Raw genomic sequence first — 21,288 nt, forward strand, 5'->3', positions numbered from 1 at the left:
ATGATATGGATTTATTGAAACAATGCCAGCAATGGTTTGAACAGGATGAAGCGCAGAAGGTAATCGACGCCCTGGAAGCGATTCCCGCAGGGGAGCGCACCCCGGAACTGGACAGTGAATTGGCCAAGGCATATATTGCCGTTGCAGAAATAGGAGAACGGGAGCCTTTTGAAAAGGCGCTGGAACTTCTGGCTCCCCATGAGGAGTATTTTGCCGAAGATCATTGCTGGAATTATCGAATCGCTTTGGCCTATTACTGTCTGGATGAGGAGGGCCCCGCCCTGCGTTACTTTGAAAAGGCCCTGAAGGCCCGCCCCGGCGACAAAGATACCCAGGAGTACATAGACGATTGCCGCCGCCGTTTGTCCCTGCCCCGCTTTGAAAAGAACTTCCGTGAAAGGACGCAGGAAGCATGGGCAGCCTTTTCTCAGATTGAGGCAGAACTGCGTCAAATCATAGATACGGACGAAACACACCAGCGCGGCGAAGAACTGGTTGAAAAATGCGGGAATGTACTCAAGACGGCCCTGCATGATGCTTCTTTTGAACTGGGCTTCAATGGCGAAAAGTATGAATTGATCTTCAGTCCAGAGGGTCTTCGCTCCCGCCTGTTCCCGCTCGTGTACTTTCAGAAGCAGGCCCCGGAATCGGTACTTGAGCATTGGAATATCTGGGTGGGACGCCAGCCTTCCAAGGACTTTATGCTTCGGGCCGGAGACATGGAAATCCGGGCCGAAGATGTGCAGATGTGGGCAGAGAAAACAGAGGATCAGCGGGTGAGCCTGATCCTTTGCTGTGAAAAGCTGACGCCGCTTTTGAAAGAGAATACGGACCGGGTCTGGTGGGCGCTGTCTATGCTGGTGGATCAAACCATCGGAGAAGTTTCCGCTATCGCCTTTGTCGCCGGGTTCGATGTTTATGCTCAGCCGAAAGAGGAACCAGCTATGCTCCTTTCCCAGCTGCCGGAGCTGATGCAAAGCATGGGACTCTCCCTCTGGCGGGACGGCAGCGACTACCTGGATAACAGCTACCTTGCCTATGAACTGGAACCGGTAGAAGACCCGGAGGCCGACTGGCGGCTGGATGTCTATACCGGCACCTGCCGTCTCCCGGTAATCATCAACGACTACATGACTGCCCGCAGTGATGCGGTGGACGAATACCACAAGGACGGCATTGCGGTGGGGTTCCTCTGCTACCCATTAGAAGGTTTTACCGGCGAGGAGCGGAGCAACGCCATTCTGGACTTCCGGGATGACCTGCGGGATGCCATCCTGCGGGATGCGGGAGCGGAAGCGGTGACCTTCCTGGGCGGGGCCACTGGCTTGTATTGCGGGTACCTGGATTTCATTGCCTGGGATCTGCCCGCTGTGCTGACTGCGGCACAGGCGTTCTTTGAAAAAAGCGGCCTGCCCTATGCTCACTTCCATGCGTTCCGGCGGGATGTGGGCGGTGTGCCGCTGCTGGATGAGAACGAACCGGAGCCTGATATTCATGAGGAAACCGGCTCCCTGCTCTCGGCAGAGGATATCAAAACGCTGGAATCCTTTGATGAAGGCGTTTCCGGCTACTTTGGGAAAATGCTCCGCTGGCTGGAGGATTTTATCAAAAGCGGCGTAGAAGAAGGAAGATTCAGCGAAAAGCAGGCTCATCAGGATTTGCAGATCGCCCTCTGGTATTCCTTCGCCTGCAACAATCTGGATGACTATATCCATTATTACCAGGCTGCAGAGTGGATGAAGGATTCGGAGAAGAACGCCGCAGGCTGCGCTACCTGGTACTACCGGTATTCTGTGGCGCTGATGTACTGCGGCAGGTTGGAAGAAGCACTGGAATATGCGGAGCGGGGTGCTCAGGAGGAACCGGACTACCCCTGGATCTGGCTGCAGGTGGGCAAGCTGCGGGCGCATTTTGGCGATCAAGCCGGCGCGCTGGATGCCGTCAAGCAAGGATTAAAACTGGAGCCGGGCGATTATGAGTTCTTGACCTTGCAGGAGGAGATTAAAGCCGGAGCAACCCTGGAACAGATGGAGTACCATTGGATCAACCCCGATGCCGACCAACTGCTCCAGCAGGGGCAGGGCCAAGATGTGGATGATAAACAGCGCGCCCTGGCCTGTATCCGGGTGGACGAAGCGGGACTTGCCGAATTTTATGAGCTGTTCTGCCCGGAGCGGTATGGCTATGAGAAAAATGCCCCCTGCTGTGAATTCCGATACCCGGTGAAGGAACACTTGGTGGAGCTCTCCTTCCGCATGAACGAAGCCGGACTCTCCAAGATGGGAACGGACTGGCTGCGGCAGCTTAAGGAACGGCTGGACAGCGGGGAATGGCTGACCCACACTCCCGAAGGGGAAGCAGAGGGCATCCTGACGGCGGTGCTTGTGGACCAGACCCGCCGCATCGGCCTTGTCTATCAACAGCCGGGAGACGATCAGTATTTTCAGATTTTTCTGAATCCAGACGGTACAAAGGCAGATGCCATCTGGTCCTCGACGGATAGCAGGGGACCGGAGGTTTATACAGAGGATGAGATGTCCGCAATCGAGGAGCACATCAAAAACACCTTTGGCGAGTTTGAGAATGTGTTCCATGAGCTGGTTTCCCCCGACATTCATGTGGACATCTGCGTTGTTCCGCCCTCTGAGGCGCGGGACTACTACACGCTGGTGACGATGGGCATGGGTGCCCACCGGATGAATGTACCGGAGGAGCTGGCGGAATACAAGCTGGAGCGGGCGGAGCTGGCCATCGCTCTGCCGAAGGACTGGAAACTGGATGAGGAATCCCTGAAGGATGAGCGGTGGTACTGGCCCATTGGCCTCTTGAAAGTGCTGGCCCGCTTGCCCATTTCCGGCGATACTTGGCTGGGATTTGGTCACACGATGGACAAGCAGTCGCCGTTTGCGGAGAACACGACGCTCTGCGGCGCACTTCTGGTGGGACCGCAGGATGTTGTCTGGAACGGAGGCGAGGTCTGCACTTTGCCCAGCGGCGAGGAGGTCAACTTCTATCAGGTAATTCCTCTCTATCGGAACGAATTGAAGTATAAACTGGAGCATGATGCGGACGCTCTGCTGGAAAAGATGGCAGGCATCAGTTTTGTGGTCAATCCCACCCGCCAGAATGCCATCACCAGAGGAACGCTTGCAGAGGAGGAGTTCACCGGCGATATGGACGATGCCGCCTGGCACCTGGAATCCATTCAGGAAAAGGGACTGCCGGTGGATGAGATCAATGCCTACAACCACATGGTGATTTATCTGCGCTGGTGCATGGAACATGACCTGATGAGCGTGGAATTTATGGAGCGCTACTGGGAGCAGGTGCAGCCGTTTATGGCGGATTTGAGCCGCGCCGATCTGCGTGGCTTTATCCGGGACCAGCTGAACGGGCAGCTTTTTGGGGCACTGTTCAACAAGGAGGGCGCGGCCTTTGCTTCCTACTACTATGGGGAGGCGGACAGCCCTTACTTCCCCAGCGACATTGACAACTATGCCTTGGCATATTTCGGCTCGGAGCAATATTATTCTGATCAGTTCCAGGAGGAAGCTTACCTGTTCATTCCCTTTGATGAGGACTATTATCAGGCTATGGCAAAAGTGATTGATAAACGCTTTGCCAACTGGCAGGGACAGGATTTCGATGAGGCCACTCTGGAGCCTTCGGACCTTGCGAAAGCCATGATGAAATATCTGAACTGTGAATGTACCTATTTCCCCGCGATGGCGGACGATGATCCCATCATGTCGGCATATAACTATGCCAAACGAGAAAGTGTCAAAGAGGGCTTTGTGCCGGTTCTGATTAAGGCGGATGACGAAATCCTGTGGGAATGCCTGATTATGAATTCCGACCCGGACAGCGATGGCGAGGACGATTACGCCTTTGATCCGGACAAGGTAGCGGAATACCGCAAAAAGATGCTTACCGCTTTTCTCAAGGATGGAAAGATGGTTCTGGAGGAAATGATTGGGCGGCGCAAAGAAGAAGCCGAGGATGACGATATGGACTGGGATGAGGATATCCTGGGCGAGATGGGGAGCGGATATGATAACCGTCGTTTTTCAAGCTACTGGAATTCCGATAGCAAAATGACTTATCCTCTCATTCTGGCTAAAATCCCAGTGAAGAATCCTTGGGAGGTCTTTGCCTATCTGCCCTTTGGCGACTGGAATGAATGTCCTGACACGCAGTCGCTGATGGCAGTGGCGAAATACTGGTTTGAGCAATATGGCACGGTGCCCGCAGTTATGACCCACGATGAACTGGAGTTCCTGCTCCCGACTCCTGTTTCCCAGGAGAAGGCCATGGATGCAGCAGTGGAGCAGTACGGCTTCTGCCCCGATGTGATCGACCAGGGCCCGGAGGAAGCCACCGTGGGTGCTCTGGCCGATGTGCTGCGGCAGTCCACTGTTTGGTACTTCTGGTGGGATTAATGGGAGCCTGCGCGTCATAAAGGAGTTCTTCTCTGTCTTTGTCCAGCCTCTGGAGGAGCAAAATAAGGCAGAAAGAACTTACCGACTGCCAAAGCCAAGACAAAAGTGAATTACCAGAACCACAAACGGAGCACTTGCGACAATGCAGGCGCTCCGTTTTTCTGTCAAAAGTATGTCAAATAGATAAGGTTTCCTCAATAAAGAGTTGCGGTGGATGTTTGCTTGGAGTGGGAGAAACAAAAAGGATATGCCGCGAAACCGGGCGTTTCGCGGCATATCCCTTGATTTTGTTTGTCGTAATAGGATTTCCTTGTACTTTGAGCAATCATCTGCCAAAATAAGAGCAGATCATTTTAGGTGGAAAGCGAGGTAAGCATGATGTCGGATCAAGTCAATCCTATCCCGCATAGTGACCAGCAGCTGGAAAACGGTTCTTCCTCTTCCCAGGCGCCTCAAGTTGGCAAGCGTGAACTAACCGATGACGAGAAGATCGATGCGGCGGCCGCCCGGATTTTGGAAAGATACCGGGAGGCGTTTCTGGAGTTGGCGAAATGAAGCTACTTGAAAAATGGTCTTTCAAGCTATCCTTGTTTGTCCTAAATAGATTAGAAAATATCTTCACCTTTGACAAACAATATTTTCCGATAATTCCGTCCACATCGGCCACATTGTATGACACATCATTTCTTGGACGCGCCATTTACTTGGCCTCCTATTCTTCTGTTGGGAACAATTCTGCGTGCTTGGTCCGCAGGTAGTCTGATGCGAAATTGGGGTCACTGCTCAATTGATGGTTTAACTTCCGACGGAGATATTCATATTTGAGTTTGTTGTCCTGAATAATCTTTGACCACTCAAAGACGGATATGGAAACATTATCGGCGTTGTAAAAGTTACCCTCGCCGACGGTTTGATTTCTTAGTGCCCTTTGAACATGCTGATCCAATCGCTGGCCAAGCAATACAAAATGCCACTTGGTCCGAGTTTTATCAAACATTGGATTTTCCGCAACTGTCAGCGCATAATCACGAATCTGATCCATTTCTTTCAATGTCAAAGTCAATGTGGGCCGCTTAAGTTCTATAACCAAATGCTCAAAGTTTTCATAACTGGGGCAAATCTGCTGAAACAGGCAGAGATCCGGGATACGCGTCAAATCCTCTACTGCTTCAGGTGGAATCTCCGGCGTCAGTTCATCCCGCCCCAGACAGTTCAGATGCGCTTTTAATAGATTCCTGAGGGATTGGTCAGATGTTCCCAATGTATATTTCTCTCCAAAGATCCAAAGTTCCTTCAGCAAGACCTTATGAAACTGCGTCCGTTCTTTAATCGCTTTCCCCACAGAATCGTTGTATACCATTTCCTCCAACACCTGCAGAAACACCAGTCGATCGCTTACCGTTTTAGCTGTGTCAATGATGTCCGGCAGGCTGGTATGGGTAAGGAGCTCCGCTAAATCATCCTGCTGTTGCTGTGTCAGATTGAACACTTCGGTCAAAATGGTTTTGATGCTGGCAGGATTTGTGTTAATGGCCTCACGCATAAGGCGATAGGTCAGTTTCTTTGTCTGTCGTGAGGATGACTTGAGTTGAGGGACAGCGCGATTTACCTGAACAGCGAAAACGTCAAACACATCGCGTTCGGCTTTCTTCATGTCATCTTCTGGTTCCCCATCATAAGGATAGATGCCTTCTTCTTTGATGCGCGCAATTTCGACTGCGGCATCTTCCTCCTCCTGTTCTCCCACAAGTGCTCTTGCAAATTTTTTCGCTTCCTCCTCAAAATACGCATACGCCGGGTTTGTATTTCCCATAGCAAGGGTGTTATCACGGTGCATTTGCTCAAAGAGGTCTCCCATGAGATAAAGCGATGTTGAAGTCCGTTTCAGTGGAGTATAATCCATTTCTGCATATACGACGCCTGAACTACCACAAATATACAGTTTATTGAACTGCGCTTCCTTCCAGGTGATCGCACTGAGTCTTGCCTTTATAGGCTCTTTGCCATCTTCTTCGTACACAAGTTCTTGATCTTCTTGACTCTTAATCTGCTGTGCGGGATCGACGGTTACGCCGTTATATTTGATAGTAATATCCGTGTACGCAAGTAAATATGGTGCAAAGGTCGCCAGTAAATCAGGGATCGTTTCCATCGGTTCAGCCATTTTTGTAATGAAGCCAATCTTTTCGTCTGGAATCCCATGAATGTGAACAATCGTTCCTGTATGTTCGGACTCCGCTTTTTCTGCAGTTTCACTGTAACTAATATTCATCCGGGAAGCTGAATTAATATGAATTTCACAGCGGAGAAGCGTTCCGCTTTCATCTCGAAATACGGAGTCCCAATCTAAAAAATTTCCTGCTGCCAAACTCTTATAACGGCCTTGCCCGAGCTTTCCATGGTAAATCCGACCACCAGGGCTTTTATCAGAATATGTTTTCTGAGAACGCCCATATTTTCCAAAATATTCTTCAATACGGTCAATCGCAATACCGTGGCCATCATCTTTTACATAGATGTCGGATACACTTTCCGCACCAGCAATACCATCATAATCAAAGGACACTTCAATATTTTTGGCATCTGCATCGCAGGCATTCCAGATTAATTCCTTAACTGCTTCTTTCGGAGATCCTTTGATACTGCGGTCAAAATGTTCCTGCGTAATTTCGACATTTACCGATTTATAGGCCATTGCAGTTCCTCCCTTGCACAGTTATTCTCTTACAGATCCTTTTCTGCATTCCTTTTTAGCAAAGCCGTAATCCTCAATTCTTGAGCGCCGTCACAGGCACCACAAACACCCCGTCCGGCCGCTGATAGGCCGCGTTGGCCATGCCGCACAGGACGCACAGGACTGCGGGTGGCTTGCCTTTGGGATCGGCTTCGATCTGCTTTTTAATCTCCAGCAGGTTTACCGCCGCGGCGTCAATCTGATTGGCTCCCAGTTTAATCTCGAAAGCACACCACTGGCCATCCGGCAACTCGACCACTGCATCAATCTCTTGGTTCTTATAGTCCTGGTAGTGGTAGAGCTGCGCCCCGAAGGCCTCGGCGTAGATCCGCAGATCCCGTTCACACAAAGCTTCAAAGAGAAAGCCCAGTGTCTCCAGATCCCCCAGCAGGCTGGCAGGTGTGGCCTTCAGCAGGGCGCAGGCCAAGGATGGATCAGCAAAGTGCCGTTTCTCTGCCTGCTTCACCCGTACAGAGGAACGAATACTGGACGAAAAGGGCGGCTGATTGTCCGTAATAAACAGCCGCTTGAAGATGTCCAGGTAGGCTGCCACCGTGTTGCCGTCAATATCCTCGTCATCCACCGCCTTGATGTCCTTCATCAGAGTTTTATTGGTAACGGTAGTACTCTCATTCCGGGCCAGGGAGCGCAGCAGCAGGCGCATTTTCTGGGTATCCCGCTTCACACCGTCCATCCGGTACACATCATCGTCGATGACAGCATCCAGGTATTGGGCCGGAAGCAGCGCCGCCTGCTCCAAAGTCAGGCCCAGACTTCCCGGCCAACCGCCCCGAATAATCAGTTCGATCAACTTTTTCAGATCCACCTCGCCGGTCATGGCGGGGGTCACTTTCCCCTGGCACAGCTGCTTCAGAGACACCTTGCCGCTGGAGTCCCCAGATTCCCACAAGGACATGGGACGCATCCGCAGTCGGGCGATCCGTCCCGCGCCGCTGTGGAGAATCCCCTTGTGGTTAGGGGTGGCGGAGCCAGTGAGGATGAACTGCCCCTTTTGCGCTGTCTGATCTACTTTATAGCGCACCGCGTCCCAAAGAGGTGGTACTTCCTGCCACTCGTCAATCAGCCGGGGCGTCTCTCCCTCCAGCACCAGAGCAGGAGACAACTCCGCCAACTGACGGTTCTGAAAGTTGCCGGCAGGGTCACCAATATAGATCTCACTCTTGCTGTGATAAGAGGAAGTCCAGGTCTTGCCGCACCATTTCGGCCCCTCCACGCAGATGGCACCGAAGGCGGATAGGTATTCTTCCACCTGATGATCGATAATGCGGGGCTTATAGATTTGTTTGTCCATGGCAGTCACCTCAATGATTCAGTGAAATCATTATACTCTATTCAGTTAAATCTTACAACTCCATTCAGTCAGATTTTTAATTTTGAGTGTGCTCAATTTATTTTGTTGGGTCAAGGATAATCACGCTGTGTCCCAATTTCTGTGCGTAGTGTATGGTCGCCGCTGTGCCGCCCCGATACTCGCCGTTATAGACGGCCAGCAGAACATCAGAGTGAGCGGCCAGAAAGTGATTGCGCTCCAGCATACAATTTTTTCGGAAGATCCGGCTGACATAAATAATGGAATCCGCCTGCGCCAGAATGGCGTGATACCGGGCCTGGGACGCAGCGGACCACTCCGTTTCCTGCCCCTTATAGGGAAGAATGCAGTGCAGTTTGATACAGGGGTATTCGGCCCGCAGATTTAAGACAATCTCTGCCGCCAGCAAGTCAATTCCTTCGGCCATTCCGGAGAGGAAATCCGTCACCCCCTCTTGAACCAGTGAACGAATCTGCCGCTCCAACGCTGCTTTCAGTGCGACGCACCGCACATCTGTCTCATTATAGCCCCAGGGGAGTTTTTTCGGGCGGTGACCGGTGAACGCACAGGCTTTTCTTGCTTTCTTCAAAAAATCATCTCCCGCATTTTGCATGGGGATTATATCCCCTTAATAAGGCGGATTATAACCCCCATACTGTATGGTATCAATGATGGGGGGATGCAGATGATCGTATTTGATAATTTATGGGTGTTGATGAAGGAAAAAGGCGTCTCCACCTATCAGTTGAGAGAAAAATGCGGCATTGACAGCAAAACTATCCGCCGTCTCCGGGCCAACGATAATATGGAGACCAAGACTTTGAACAAGTTGTGTGCCGTATTGTCCTGCGAGATCGGAGACATTGCCAAATATGTCCCGGATGATCCGGCATAAAGCCGCTTCCACACATATGCTGTGGAGGCGGCTTTTGATTTTCTGTCGAAAGAAGTAGAGAAAATTTTTCAGTTAAAATTATATATATGGTTTAATCATATTGACAAGCACAATATCTTGTGGTATATAAAAATTACGATTGATTCTTTGCGCGTACTCGGTGGAACTCCGGGGCAGGATTCACCTGTGAGCGAGTGGGGCATCTCGCATTGCGCACGCTGTTATGTTTGTACGTTTCAGCCGTTTTCCGCCAGGGCAATGCCCTGCGGCTGTTGTCTCCGTTTCAGTGGACAACAAGGGAACCATGTTCATCGGCTGTCTTTTCCTTTGATGATGTGGTGTTGCGCCGAAGATGTTGACTTCTTCTTCGGATGGCCATGAGAAAGAATACGAGCACTTGTTTGAGGGTGCGAAAAGTTTGCTGCCTGTGTAGATCAGGCACAGAAGGAACTTTTCGCACCCTCTTTTTGTGCGTTCATAGCCCCGCACTCCCGATGGGAGTTACACCAGACCCTGCCAGTCTGCGGTATGGTGCCAGAAGAACTTATTCTAAAACATGGCCGTCCCCCTTCTCCGCGTTGAGGTGTGCGGAGTGACTTGGGGTGCTGCACCTCGGAGCCTGTGTAGCAGGCTCACCCCTCTTTGTTCCGGCACAGTGCCGGTTCGGCAGCAAAGAGGACGCAATTCCCCTGATCCCAGCCGAAGGGATCAACAGACACACGCAGGCTGTGGTTCTTTACCGCAGCTTGCAGCCGAGTTTCAGCGGTTGTGTCGGCAGTCGTCATCGGAGCAATGCCCGCCGATGGCAGGGTCTATCCCCATACTGCGCTCGTACTGACCTGGTTCCAATTGAAAAAGAGACAGAGATTCGCCGTTCATGGCTCGCTTCCTGGAAACGCCTCTGCTGCAATGGGTTCCGAAGCGATTGCCCCCAGGCTCCAGGAAGATTTTCCTGGAGATCCGGCGGAAACAGACGGCTCTGCCAAGGGGCGAACTGCGCCCATCTGAACTATCTATGAAAGAAAAGGAGCACTTTACAATATGACACGATCCATCCAAAACAAGGGCCTCTACCTGGTTCTGGTGAGTCAACTGAACAAGTTGGCCCGCCACAATCGTCAAGGCAGTTTCCGCACCAAGGATCGCTACTACGAAGCGTGCAAGCGGTTCTGCGGCTACCTGGCTGACGAGTACCACCTTCAGAAACTGAGCAATATCAGCGGCAAGCACCTGGTTGGCTATGTTCTGTATTTGCAGGAGCATGGGAAGTCGGCTTCCACCATAAAAACGGATTTGGCCGCCATTCGCTTTTTCCATGACAAAGTGAGCAATCCCAAATATGCGCTGCCCACCAATAGCGAACTGGGAGTCGAACTGGAGCGCCGACGCTTTGGCGGTGTTGACCGCACCTGGAGTACAGAGGAGTTCAACCACATGCTGGGCAGGGCCCTGGCTGCGGAGCGCTGGGATTACATTCTGGCTCTCTATCTGGCCCGTTACGCTGGGCTCCGCATCCACGAGTGTTTCCGCATCGACACCGCCGCGGCAAAGCAGGCCCTTCGGGAGAATGCCGTCACCGTCAAGGGCAAGGGCGGCAAGATCCGCACCGTCCCCATCAACGAGCAGATCGCCATTGCCCTGCGGCGTCAACTGGCACGCACCCAGCGGGGCCACAAGTTGCTGGTGCCGGATGATATGCCCACCGACCAGGCCATCCACCGCCTGCAGCTGTTCATCGCGGCGCATCGAAACAGCATTCAAGTAAAATCCGACCCTCCCCTGACCTTTCACGGGCTTCGCCACACCTTTGCGGCGGAGAAATATAAGGAACTGATGGACAAAGGCATGGGAGCTCTGGACGCCCACTTCACGGTGTCCCGGCTGCTGGGCCATGAGCGGACGGATGTGACCAATGTTTACCTGGCTTCACTGTCCACAAAGAACATGAAGGACAAGCATTGACGCATATACTGCCTTACCAAGGAGGAGGGTATGTGCGTTGGGCGTTATCATGCATTATCCGACAACTCCGGAAAAGCAGGAAGAACTTTCCAAGAAAGTTGCCGCCGTCCATGCGCAGACGGTCATGGAACAAATCAAAGCCATGCCCTGCCCCGTGGAGCAGAAAGCGGAGTTGATTGAGGCCATCAAACGAATACATCAGCAAAGGGATGGGGCATAACCCCATCCCTTTGTGTTATCCTCTGATTTTCAGTCTGCGCCATGTCTGCTTGCAGATCTGTACCCGATCCTGCTCCCACCCTTGCAGCGTACCAAAAGGGACACCCAGTCGCCTGGCATATTCCACCTGGGTCATCTGACGCCGCCGGCGCATTTCTTTAATCTGTCGTCCCTGACCATTGTAGAGGAACAATTTAAACTCGTCCAGCAAATCCGTGACCGGCACAGCGAACAGCTCTGCAATCTTCTGCATCTTCTCGATGGGGTAGTAGTCCCGCAGGGTATTCTCATAGCCGGAATATGTACTGCGATCCAGACCGGCGTAGTCTGCCACATCTCTTTGCAGCAGACCATGCTGGTATCGGTACCACCGCAGCTTGTCCGCAATCTTGTCGATTTGAGCTGGATCTGTGTAGATAAGATTGAACTTCTCCGCCTCCACCAGCGTGTGGGGCTGGACAAGCCGGAAACTATGAATATACAAGGGCGCGTAACTGACCACATCGAGAGCATAGCGTGTCATGACTACCATGTGTTCCGTAGGTTGGCAAAACACCCTCCATTTATCCCTTAAGTCGGTGCGATCCGCCACATGATGGGGCAAAAGGTCCGCTGCGATAGTATAGCATTTTCAATGCATCGGCTTGCATAGGTGGCAAGGCGCACCTTCTTGTCCGGCTTGAAGGTGGTGATGCCTTTGATGAGTCCGATCGTTCCAATGGAGATCAGGTCGTCCTGATCTCCATTGGGGGTATAGTACTTTTTCACGATGTGGGCCACCAGGCGCAGGTTGTGCTCGATCAGCCGGTTGCGGGCCTCCAGATCTCCCGCCGCCATCCGCTCCAGACATTCCTGCTCCTCCTCCGCCTTCAGGGGTCTGGGAAAGGACCCTCCCTCTCCTCCCGAAAGCCGAAGCGTGAGAAACAGCCCGTTGAGTATCAGGGCAATCCATGCCGGGATCATGCTTCATTCCTCCCTTTCCGTCACAATGCGTATGGGCTCCATCCCATCCTATTCCCCCGGTGCAAGTCCCTATGTATCGCCCTGATATGCAAGAACTAATTTTGACAAAATATCTCTTTCCCTTTTATTCGAAACAGAAATTTTTTCTTCCCACCCCCCTCCGGGCATTTACGCTGTACAAAAAGACGTATATAATAAAAAAAGACACGCTGAATTTTGTTTTGATTTGGAGAATTGAGGGGGCCACCGCAAATGGGGATCACAGACATCATTACCATGCTGGGCGCCATTGCCACATTCCTGTTCGGAATGTCCACGATGACCGACGGTCTGGAAAAGCTGTCCAGCGGACGTTTGGAGTCCATTCTGGAGCGCCTGACCAGCAACGTCTGGAAGGGCGTTCTTCTGGGCGCGCTGGTCACCGGACTCATCCAGAGCTCGGCCGCCACCACCGTCATGTGCGTGGGCTTCGTCAACGCCGGCATCATGAAGCTCCGGCAGACCGTGGGCATCATCATGGGCGCGAATATCGGTACCACGGTCACCGCCCAGCTGCTCCGTCTGGGTGATCTCTCCTCTGATCAGCCCCTCCTGCTCCTGCTGAAGCCGGCCACCCTGGGTCCCATCCTGGCGGTGATCGGCATTCTCTTCTACATGTTCCTCCGGGGCGGACGGAAAAAGATCATCGGGCAGATCATTCTGGGGCTGGGCCTCCTCTTTATTGGAATGAAAACCCTGGAGGGCGCGGTGGCTCCCCTTCAGGACCTGCCGGAATTCCAGGAGCTCTTCGTGGCCTTCTCCAACCCCTTCCTGGGCGTCCTGGTGGGCGCGCTGGTCACCGCCCTGATCCAGAGCTCCTCCGCCTCCATGGGCATTTTGCAGGCCATGACCTCCACCGGTGTGGTGACCTTTCACATCGCCATCCCCCTCATCATGGGACAGAACATCGGCACCTGCGTCACCGCCCTGCTCTCCGGCATCGGCGCCAGCAAAAATGCCAAGCGCACCGCCTGCATCCACCTGCTCTTCAATGTGATCGGCACCCTCTTCTTCCTCATCCTGCTGTACGGCTGCAACGCCCTGTTCCACTTCTCCTTCTGGACCGCCCAGATGGACCGGGGCAGCATCGCCAACCTCCACCTGGCCTTCAATGTGGGCTGTACCCTCCTCCTCCTGCCCTTCAACGGCCTGCTGGTCACCCTGGTGGAGCGGCTCATCCCCGGCGATACCGACCAGAAGGAGGTCTCCGTGCTGGATGAGCGCTTCCTCTCCACCCCCTCCCTGGCCCTGGAAAAGTCCCACGACACCGTGGTGCAGATGGGCCATTTCGCCCTGGAAAACTACCGCTTGTCGGTGGAGCTCCTCAACCATTTTGACTCCAAAAAGCTGGAGCGCCTCCAGGAGACCGAGGCCGCTCTGGACAAGCTGGAGGGCCTGCTGGACAACTACCTGGTCCGCCTGAGCGACCGCTCCTCCCTCTCTCCGGAGGACAGCGCCAAGGTCTCGGAGCTGCTCCACACCCTGTCCGATTTTGAGCGCATCGGCGACTATGCGGTCAATCTCTCCGACTGTGCCGTCCTCCTCCACGACCGGGGGATCGTCTTTTCGCCCTCGGCCAAGCAGGAGCTGCGCCTCATGACCTCCGCGGTGGAGGAGACTATCGTCCGCGCGCTGGAGTGCTACACCAAGCGCTCCCACGATCTGGCCATGGAGGTGGAGCCCATCGAGGAGGTGGTGGACCTCCTGCGGGACGAGCTGCGCAGCCGCCACATCGAGCGCCTGAAAAACGGCGAGTGCACCGTGGAGCTGGGCAGCCAGTTCCTGGAGCTGCTCATCAGCCTGGAGCGCATCTCCGACCACTGCTCCAACATCGCCCTCTACATCGTCCGGGAGACCTCCCCCGCCGACGCGCTCATCCGGACCGACTCCCACGCCTATATGCACGCCCTGCACCACGGTGAGGACCAGGAGTTTGACGCCATGTTCCAGGAGTACCGCCAGAAATACTACGCGCCCCTGGAGGCCGCGCCCCTCACCTCCCGCTGAGTTTCCCTACAGGCCAAAAAGAGCCGGGATCGCAATCGATCCCGGCTCTTTTCATACATATTCGATTTTACATCAGCTTTACGGTGTAGTAGACCGCCATGGCCAGGAGCCACACGATGAGCACCCCGTACAGGAGCATCATCGGCCCCATCACCAGGCCGATCACCTGGATGAGGGCCACCACCAGGCAGGTGGCGTAAAGCATGGTGTAGTTGGCGTCCTTGGGCAGGAGCACCATGCGCTTGTCGCCCCGCTGGAACACGCCGTTACGCTCCTGAAGCAGATGAGACGTGACCGCCACGGCTACCAGGAAGAGGATCTCCACCGCCAGATACCCGTAGACCTCCATCGGATGGGCCAGACGGCGGTTGAGCAGCCACAGGCCCAGCAGCCCGGCACCGCTCATCAGGGACATGGCGAAAAATTCCCGCTGATAGAGGTAGTAGATCAGGGCCAGTACCGCCAGACAGGGCACACCCACGTACAGGGCCTTGACGCCGGTCTTGTCGTAAAAATGCACGATCAGGGCGCAGGCCGCCAGAACTCCGGCTATGGTGGTCAGCACCTGGGGCATCACCCGACGGGACCCCTTCTTCCAGGAAGTCACCCACCAGGCCAGACAGCCCAGGAAACACACCGGAAGGACCACCGCCAGCACGCTGAACACGTTCCGCAGCGCCATGGCGATCTCGATATCTTTTACCTGATAATTGACATAATAGCGATTGAGGAGCAAAAGCAGAGCCTCCAGCACGACCGAACCGCCGATCCAGATGAGGACCCGGTTCATGGCCGCTTCCTCCTGCTTGGCCCGCTCCGCTCGTTCTCTCTTATCCATGTATTCATCTCCTGTGCTATGCAGCATTCGTCTCGCATTCGTATATTTTAGCAGATTACAGCCCCTTTTGCAACAAGAAAAACCCCCGGATTCCCAAGTGCGCTCTTTACCCATCCTGTTTTTCTGTGCTAAAATAGAGCCGGTTCTCTTCTTCTGTTTTCCAGAATCTATCCCATAGGAGTTTATTTTTTATGTCAAGTCGTGCCATCCCCACCTTTTTCCTGCTCTCCGCGCTTCTGCTCTCCTCCTGCGCCCTCCCCGGCGGAGAGACCTCCGCCGCAGAGCCGGCCCAGCGGCAATTTTTTGCCATGAACACCCTGATGACCCTCCAGATCACCGGCGAGGAGGCCGAGGACGCCCTCTCTGCCGCGGTGGAAGAGGTCAACCGGCTGGACCGGCTCTTCTCCCGCAGTCAGTCCGAGAGCGACATCGCCCGCCTCAACGCCCACGCCGGGGACGGAACCGACGTCCCCCTCTCTCCCGAGACCACGGAGCTGCTCTCCCTGGCGCTGGAGGAGACGTCGGCCACCGCCGGCGCCTTTGACGTGACCGTGGCTCCGGTGATCGACGCCTGGGGCTTCGGCACCGGGGACGCCGGGCAGTACCGCCTCCCCTCGGAAGGGGAGCTGGAGGCCCTCCTGCCCCTGGTGGACAGCGCCGCTCTCCACGTGGATACCGCCGGGAACACCGCCCGGCTGGACCGCTCCGGCATGGAGGTGGATCTGGGCGGCATCGCCAAGGGGTATACCGCCGACCGGCTGGTGGAGCTGCTGGGGGAGTACGACGTCTCCTCCGCCCTGCTGAATCTGGGCTCCAGCACCATCACCCTGGTGGGGAACAATCCCTCGGGCCAGCCCTGGCGGGTGGCCCTCAAGGACCCCCAGGACGAGGAGCAGCAGATCCTGCTTCTCTCCCTGTCCGACCAGGCCCTGTCCACCTCGGGGGCCTATGAGCAGCACTTTGAGGAGAACGGCGTCACCTACCACCACATTCTGGACCCCCGGACCGGCTATCCCGCCCAGACCGGCATCCTCTCGGTCACGGTGGTCTCCGACAACGGCGCCCGGGCCGACGCCCTCTCCACCGCTCTGTTCGTGGCCGGGCCGGAGCAGGCGCTGGAACTCTGGCGGGCGGACAACTCCTTTGAGTGTGTGCTCTGCCTGGAGGACGGACGCATCCTGATCACCCAGGGACTGGAGGACCAGTTCCTGTACAATGAGGAGGACTCCCATGGCTACACCTGCGAGATCGTCCGCCGCTGACCGCCTCCGCCCCGCTCCGGGGGACGCTCTGGTGGTCCTGCTGGTCCTGTGCGCTGCGCTGGCGCTGCTCTGGCTGCTCCGTCCCGCCCCGGCCGGGGAGCTGACGGTGGAGGTCCGGCTGGACGGCACCCTGATCGGCTCCTATCCTCTGGAGGAGGCCGACGCCCCCGTCTATGTGGACGTGAACGCCCCCTGGCCCCTTACGCTGGAACTGGACGGCCGCCGGGTCCGTATCTCCCACAGCGACTGTCCCAGCCAGGACTGTGTCCACACCGGCTGGATCGACGAGGCCGGAGAGCAGATCATCTGTCTTCCCAACAAGCTCATTATCTCCCTGGTAGGAGAACAAGATACGCAGTCAAAAGACTTTGACGTGATCGTTGGGTAAAAAGTTCCATCAACACGCCATTTTTCCCCGCCGCCCCACGCACAACCATATGCACTCAGGAGGGAATCTTATGCCGACCTATCTGCTGGCCCTGGATCAGGGCACTACCAGCTCCCGCGCCATCCTCTTCGACCGGGAGCAGCGCATCGTGGGCACCGCCCAGAAGGAGTTCACCCAGCACTATCCCCGGGAGGGCTGGGTGGAGCACGACGCCATGGAGATCTGGTCCTCCCAGTACAGCGTCATGATGGAGGTGCTGGCCCAGTCCGGCGTGGACCCGGCCGACATCGCCGCCATCGGCATCACCAACCAGCGGGAGACCACCATCCTCTGGGACAAGGAGACCGGACGCCCCATCCACAACGCCATCGTCTGGCAGTGCCGCCGCACCGCCCCCATGGTGGACGCCCTGCTGGAGCAGGGCCTGGGGGAGCACATCCGGCGGACCACCGGACTGGTCCCCGACGCCTACTTCTCGGCCACCAAGATCAAGTGGCTGCTGGACCATGTGGAGGGGGCCCGGGCTCTGGCCGACCAGGGCCGCCTCCTCTTCGGCACGGTGGACACCTGGCTGCTCTGGAAGCTCACCGGCGGCGCCGTCCACGTCACCGACTACACCAACGCCTCCCGCACCATGCTCTATGACATCCGCCGCCTGTGCTGGGATGAGACCCTCCTCCAGGCCCTGGACATCCCCCGCTCCATCCTTCCGGAGGTGCGGGACTCCAGCGCCATCTACGGCTATACCGACCTCCAGGGGGTAAGGGTCCCCATCGCCGGGATCGCCGGGGATCAGCAGGCCGCCCTCTTCGGCCAGGGCTGCTTCTCCCCGGGTGAGGCGAAAAATACCTACGGCACCGGCTGCTTCCTCCTGATGAACACCGGCGAGACCCCCTGTGAGAGCAGCAACGGCCTCATCACCACCATCGCCGTGGGCCTGGACGGCGCGGTCCAGTACGCCCTGGAGGGGTCGGTCTTTGTGGGGGGCGCCGTCATCCAGTGGCTGCGGGACGAGCTGCGCCTGCTCACCGAGAGCCGGGATGCCGAGTACTATGCCCAGAAAGTCCCCGACACCGGGGGCGTCTATCTGGTCCCCGCCTTCACCGGTCTGGGTGCCCCCTACTGGGACATGTACGCCCGGGGCTGTCTGGTGGGCCTCACCCGGGGCACCCGGCGGGAGCACATCATCCGGGCCGCCCAGGAGTCCATCGCCTATCAGGTGGCCGACCTGGTGGCGGCCATGGAGAAGGACACCGGCCTTCCCCTCTCGGCTCTGCGGGCCGACGGCGGGGCCAGCCGGGACGCCTTCCTCCTTCAGTTCCAGGCCGACATACTGGACCGGCCCGTCCTGCGCCCCGTCATCCGGGAGACCACCGCTCTGGGCGCGGCCTGCCTGGCCGGACTGGCCGTGGGCGTGTGGAAAGACCGGGAGGAGATCCGCGCCCTGTGGAAGGAGGACGCCCGCTTCTCCCCCGCCCTCCCCGCACCCCGCCGGGAGGAGCTCCTCCGGGGCTGGCACAAGGCAGTGGGCCGCAGCCTGGACTGGGCCGAGCACTGATTCTCCTGCTCCCGTTCCTGTTTCTTCCTTTTTCTCTTGCAGGGCCCGGTCAAACGCAGTACAATAGACTTGTATGTCAGACAGGAGGCCCTAATCATGGAACAACGTGATTCCTTTTCCTATCAGTGCGGCGTGGTGGACGCCTTCAACGAGATGGTGGCAGCCGAGGTCAAGGCCCTGGCCCTGAGCCACCCCATGGATACCCGGGAGGAGATGGAGGCCCTCATCGCCTATGCCCACGAGAGCTGCCGCCGGCACGGCACCAAGCTCTATCCCGAGTGCGATCCCCTCATCACCGATCTCTTTCCCGCCTCCCTCAACCGCGGGAAGTACAATATTCTCTTCTACAAGGCCGATCATGTGATCGAAGAGTACATCCGGCTCAAGGACCGCAAGGCCGCCACGGTGGAGGCCGGCGCCTATTTCGGCGGTAACCGCAGCCGCATCGCCCGGGACTACGGCCGCCTCCTCTCCTATCCGGAGGAGACCATCCGCCGCCTGCTCTCCGAGAACACCGACCGGGAGTGAGGAACGTCCCGGGGTTGACAAACCGGCACGTCCACGCTATAATGTGGCAAAGCGATGAAGGGAAAAAAGACAGGTTTCCTCCGTTCAGAGAGCCGGTGGCTGGTGTGAACCGGTACGTGCAGGGCCTGTGTATTCTGGTCCCCGAGCGGTCCGCCTGAACCTCAGTAGGGCGGGACGGCTGGCCCCGTTAGCGGCCGTGGCCTTGTTGGAGGCCGTGAGCGTCCGCCGGTGACGGCGGACGGAACCAGGGTGGTACCGCGTATGAAATGACGCCCCTGACCTTAACCGGTCAGGGGCTTTTTGTTTTGTCTTCTGACCAATCGCTCAAGTTCGGAGGTATGCATCATGAGCAAGTCGTTTGAGAAGTATATTCCCTTTGTCCCCCTCAAGATGGAGCACCGCTCCTGGCCCGACAAGCAGATCACCAAGGCCCCCATCTGGTGCTCTGTGGACCTGCGGGACGGCAATCAGGCCCTGGTGGACCCCATGAATCTCCAGGAAAAGCTGGAGTATTTCCACACCCTGCTGGACATCGGTATCAAGGAGATCGAGATTGGCTTCCCCTCCGCCTCGGAGACCGAGTTTGAGATCTGCCGGGAGCTCATCGAGGGCGGCCACATCCCCGACGACGTGACCATCCAGGTGCTGGTCCAGGCCCGGCCCCATCTGATCCAGCGGACCTTTGAGGCCATCCGGGGCGCCAAGCACGTGATCCTGCACTTCTATAATTCCACCTCCACCCTCCAGCGCAAGGTGGTCTTCCACATGGATATGCCCGGCATCACCAAGATCGCCACCGACGCGGCCAAGCTCATCTACGAGCTCTCCCAGAGCGTCATCGCCGAGGGCATGGACCTGCGGTATGAGTACTCCCCTGAGTCCTTCATGGGCACCGAGATGGACTACGCGGCGGAGATCTGCCAGGCCGTGCTGGAGGAGCTCCATGCCACCCCGGAGAAGCGGGTCATCCTCAATCTCCCCACCACGGTGGAAAACTGCATGCCCAACTACTTTGCCGACGAGCTGGAGTACTTTATCTCCAAGCTGCCCAGCCGGGACTGCGCCATCATCTCCCTCCATCCCCACAACGACCGGGGCTGCGGCGTGGCCACCGCCGAGATGGGCCTGCTGGCCGGGGCCGAGCGCATCGAGGCCACCCTCTTCGGCAACGGCGAGCGCACCGGCAACGTGGACATCGTCACCCTGGCCCTCAACATGCACACCCAAGGCGTGGACCCGGAGCTGGACTTCTCCCACATCAACCGCATCAAGGAGATGTACGAGCGCTGCACCAAGATGAAGGTGGGCGAGCGGCAGCCCTACGCCGGCGAGCTGGTCTTTACCGCCTTCTCCGGCTCCCATCAGGACGCCATCAACAAGGGCACCCAGTACATGCGCGACAGCGGCAGCGGCAAGTGGGAGATCCCCTATCTTCCCATCGACCCGGCCGACGTGGGCCGGGAGTACGAGCCTATCATCCGCATCAACTCCCAGTCGGGCAAGGGCGGCGCGGCCTTCGTCATGCAGCACTCCTTCGGCTTCGACCTGCCCAAGGCCATGCACCCGGAGTTCGGCCACATCGTCCAGGTGGAGACCGACCGGGTGGGCACCGAGCTCAAGCCCGAGCGCATCTATGAGCTCTTCCGGGAGAACTACATCGACGCCGTCAAGCCCTATGAGCTGGTGCGCCACTCCTTCGCCGAGTTCACCGACGAGGAGGGCCACTCCCACGTCACCTTCGCCGGCACCCTCCGCCATGCCGACACCACCTTCCAGGTCCAGGGCTCGGGCAACGGCCCCATCGACGCCTTCTTCAACGCCATCCACGGCCAGAAGATGGACCACTTCACCTTCGTGGACTACAAGGAGCACGCCATCAAGCAGGGCTCTGACTCCCAGGCCGTGGCCTATATCCACCTCCGGGACGAGAACGGAGCGGACTGGTTCGGCGTGGGCATGAGCCACAACATCAACCTGGCTCCCCTCAAGGGCATCCTCTCGGCCATCAACCGGGCGGCCCTTCACCGGGACTGATTTGTCTCTTCCGACGAAATTCGCCAGGCATCGGGCACTCGCCCGGTGCCTGGCTTGCTTTTTGTATGGGATTCGGGTATTCTGTTAATCGT

General features: G+C 56.6%; 17 protein-coding genes, 1 pseudogene and 1 other annotated feature. Of the genes and pseudogenes, 11 read left to right on the forward strand and 7 right to left on the reverse strand.

All coding sequences use genetic code 11. The features are described 5' to 3' along the window. Positions 1-11: 11 nt before the first annotated feature. On the reverse strand, positions 12-977 hold the full coding sequence (locus H8S34_RS15110) for a hypothetical protein (RefSeq protein ID WP_243207937.1): 966 nt from the start codon (positions 975-977) through the stop codon (positions 12-14). On the opposite strand from H8S34_RS15110, the gene H8S34_RS06565 reads away from it, so the two are divergent. Beyond that, positions 945-4,439, forward strand: a complete 3,495-nt coding sequence (locus H8S34_RS06565; protein ID WP_243207938.1) for a suppressor of fused domain protein — start codon at positions 945-947, stop codon at positions 4,437-4,439. The genes H8S34_RS15110 and H8S34_RS06565 overlap by 33 nt on opposite strands. A gap of 375 nt (positions 4,440-4,814) precedes the next feature. Then, positions 4,815-4,994: a hypothetical protein gene (locus H8S34_RS06570; protein ID WP_186963379.1), complete on the forward strand. Its 180-nt coding sequence runs from the start codon at positions 4,815-4,817 to the stop codon at positions 4,992-4,994. Between the two features lie 157 nt (positions 4,995-5,151). Here H8S34_RS06570 and H8S34_RS06575 read toward each other — a convergent pair whose 3' ends face one another. The 3 genes from H8S34_RS06575 to H8S34_RS06585 all read right to left on the reverse strand — a co-directional run bounded on the left by H8S34_RS06575 (position 5,152) and on the right by H8S34_RS06585 (position 9,092). Next, positions 5,152-7,134, reverse strand: coding sequence for an ATP-binding protein (locus H8S34_RS06575; RefSeq protein WP_101691880.1), 1,983 nt, complete (start codon positions 7,132-7,134; stop codon positions 5,152-5,154). Between the two features lie 73 nt (positions 7,135-7,207). Next, positions 7,208-8,485, reverse strand: coding sequence for an ATP-binding protein (locus tag H8S34_RS06580; RefSeq protein WP_186963380.1), 1,278 nt, complete (start codon positions 8,483-8,485; stop codon positions 7,208-7,210). Positions 8,486-8,582: 97 nt separating this feature from the next. Further along, on the reverse strand, positions 8,583-9,092 hold the full coding sequence (locus H8S34_RS06585) for an SLOG family protein (protein WP_243207939.1): 510 nt from the start codon (positions 9,090-9,092) through the stop codon (positions 8,583-8,585). Between the two features lie 96 nt (positions 9,093-9,188). Here H8S34_RS06585 and H8S34_RS06590 point away from each other — a divergent pair, with 96 nt between their 5' ends. From H8S34_RS06590 to H8S34_RS06600, 3 genes are all read left to right on the forward strand, one after another. Then, on the forward strand, positions 9,189-9,398 hold the full coding sequence (locus tag H8S34_RS06590) for a helix-turn-helix domain-containing protein (protein WP_101691877.1): 210 nt from the start codon (positions 9,189-9,191) through the stop codon (positions 9,396-9,398). A gap of 1,041 nt (positions 9,399-10,439) precedes the next feature. Continuing rightward, complete coding sequence (locus tag H8S34_RS06595) at positions 10,440-11,360, forward strand: tyrosine-type recombinase/integrase (protein ID WP_186963382.1); 921 nt, start codon at positions 10,440-10,442, stop codon at positions 11,358-11,360. A gap of 37 nt (positions 11,361-11,397) precedes the next feature. Continuing rightward, positions 11,398-11,580 (forward strand): hypothetical protein, encoded by a 183-nt coding sequence (locus H8S34_RS06600; protein ID WP_087262208.1) that lies wholly within the window; start codon positions 11,398-11,400, stop codon positions 11,578-11,580. A gap of 15 nt (positions 11,581-11,595) precedes the next feature. On the opposite strand, the gene H8S34_RS06605 is transcribed toward H8S34_RS06600, so the two are convergent. Both H8S34_RS06605 and H8S34_RS15115 read right to left on the reverse strand, forming a co-directional pair. Further along, the gene (locus H8S34_RS06605) at positions 11,596-12,102 is read right to left on the reverse strand and encodes a helix-turn-helix domain-containing protein (RefSeq protein ID WP_186963383.1); all 507 of its coding nucleotides are present in this window, start codon (positions 12,100-12,102) and stop codon (positions 11,596-11,598) included. 95 nt (positions 12,103-12,197) lie between these two features. Next, positions 12,198-12,542: pseudogene (locus H8S34_RS15115) on the reverse strand (sigma-70 family RNA polymerase sigma factor); the annotation flags it as partial. Positions 12,543-12,794: 252 nt separating this feature from the next. Here H8S34_RS15115 and H8S34_RS06615 point away from each other — a divergent pair. Continuing rightward, positions 12,795-14,588: a Na/Pi cotransporter family protein gene (locus H8S34_RS06615; protein WP_235964248.1), complete on the forward strand. Its 1,794-nt coding sequence runs from the start codon at positions 12,795-12,797 to the stop codon at positions 14,586-14,588. A gap of 67 nt (positions 14,589-14,655) precedes the next feature. On the opposite strand, the gene H8S34_RS06620 is transcribed toward H8S34_RS06615, so the two are convergent. After that, entirely contained in the window at positions 14,656-15,426 is a 771-nt protein-coding gene (locus tag H8S34_RS06620) for a hypothetical protein (protein WP_101691873.1), read from the reverse strand. Between the two features lie 191 nt (positions 15,427-15,617). Here H8S34_RS06620 and H8S34_RS06625 point away from each other — a divergent pair, with 191 nt between their 5' ends. The 5 genes from H8S34_RS06625 (at position 15,618) to leuA (ending at position 21,196) form a co-directional block, all read left to right on the forward strand. Further along, entirely contained in the window at positions 15,618-16,688 is a 1,071-nt protein-coding gene (locus tag H8S34_RS06625) for an FAD:protein FMN transferase (RefSeq protein ID WP_186963384.1), read from the forward strand. Next, positions 16,657-17,076 (forward strand): NusG domain II-containing protein, encoded by a 420-nt coding sequence (locus tag H8S34_RS06630; protein WP_101691871.1) that lies wholly within the window; start codon positions 16,657-16,659, stop codon positions 17,074-17,076. The genes H8S34_RS06625 and H8S34_RS06630 overlap by 32 nt, the downstream gene beginning before the upstream one ends. A 70-nt stretch (positions 17,077-17,146) precedes the next feature. Next, positions 17,147-18,634 (forward strand): glycerol kinase GlpK, encoded by a 1,488-nt coding sequence (gene glpK / locus H8S34_RS06635; protein WP_101691870.1) that lies wholly within the window; start codon positions 17,147-17,149, stop codon positions 18,632-18,634. Between the two features lie 96 nt (positions 18,635-18,730). Then, on the forward strand, positions 18,731-19,162 hold the full coding sequence (locus H8S34_RS06640; protein ID WP_101691869.1) for a hypothetical protein: 432 nt from the start codon (positions 18,731-18,733) through the stop codon (positions 19,160-19,162). 45 nt (positions 19,163-19,207) lie between these two features. Continuing rightward, positions 19,208-19,442: a binding site (T-box leader), on the forward strand. A 65-nt stretch (positions 19,443-19,507) separates the two neighbouring features. After that, on the forward strand, positions 19,508-21,196 hold the full coding sequence (leuA, locus tag H8S34_RS06645; RefSeq protein WP_186963385.1) for a 2-isopropylmalate synthase: 1,689 nt from the start codon (positions 19,508-19,510) through the stop codon (positions 21,194-21,196). The last annotated feature ends 92 nt before the right edge of the window (positions 21,197-21,288 follow it).

The sequence above is a fragment of the Pseudoflavonifractor hominis genome (genome assembly GCF_014288125.1).
Taxonomy (GTDB): domain Bacteria; phylum Bacillota; class Clostridia; order Oscillospirales; family Oscillospiraceae; genus Pseudoflavonifractor_A; species Pseudoflavonifractor_A gallinarum.

Coding starts and splice junctions, on each gene's coding strand:
- H8S34_RS06565 (WP_243207938.1), top strand. CDS start 945: ATGCTCCTTTCCCAGCTGCCGGAGCTGATGCAAAGCATGGGACTCTCC.
- H8S34_RS06570 (WP_186963379.1), top strand. CDS start 4,815: ATGATGTCGGATCAAGTCAATCCTATCCCGCATAGTGACCAGCAGCTG.
- H8S34_RS06575 (WP_101691880.1), bottom strand. CDS start 7,134: ATGGCCTATAAATCGGTAAATGTCGAAATTACGCAGGAACATTTTGAC.
- H8S34_RS06580 (WP_186963380.1), bottom strand. CDS start 8,485: ATGGACAAACAAATCTATAAGCCCCGCATTATCGATCATCAGGTGGAA.
- H8S34_RS06590 (WP_101691877.1), top strand. CDS start 9,189: ATGATCGTATTTGATAATTTATGGGTGTTGATGAAGGAAAAAGGCGTC.
- H8S34_RS06595 (WP_186963382.1), top strand. CDS start 10,440: ATGACACGATCCATCCAAAACAAGGGCCTCTACCTGGTTCTGGTGAGT.
- H8S34_RS06605 (WP_186963383.1), bottom strand. CDS start 12,102: ATGACACGCTATGCTCTCGATGTGGTCAGTTACGCGCCCTTGTATATT.
- H8S34_RS06615 (WP_235964248.1), top strand. CDS start 12,795: ATGGGGATCACAGACATCATTACCATGCTGGGCGCCATTGCCACATTC.
- H8S34_RS06620 (WP_101691873.1), bottom strand. CDS start 15,426: ATGGATAAGAGAGAACGAGCGGAGCGGGCCAAGCAGGAGGAAGCGGCC.
- H8S34_RS06625 (WP_186963384.1), top strand. CDS start 15,618: ATGTCAAGTCGTGCCATCCCCACCTTTTTCCTGCTCTCCGCGCTTCTG.
- H8S34_RS06630 (WP_101691871.1), top strand. CDS start 16,657: ATGGCTACACCTGCGAGATCGTCCGCCGCTGACCGCCTCCGCCCCGCT.
- glpK (WP_101691870.1), top strand. CDS start 17,147: ATGCCGACCTATCTGCTGGCCCTGGATCAGGGCACTACCAGCTCCCGC.
- H8S34_RS06640 (WP_101691869.1), top strand. CDS start 18,731: ATGGAACAACGTGATTCCTTTTCCTATCAGTGCGGCGTGGTGGACGCC.
- leuA (WP_186963385.1), top strand. CDS start 19,508: ATGAGCAAGTCGTTTGAGAAGTATATTCCCTTTGTCCCCCTCAAGATG.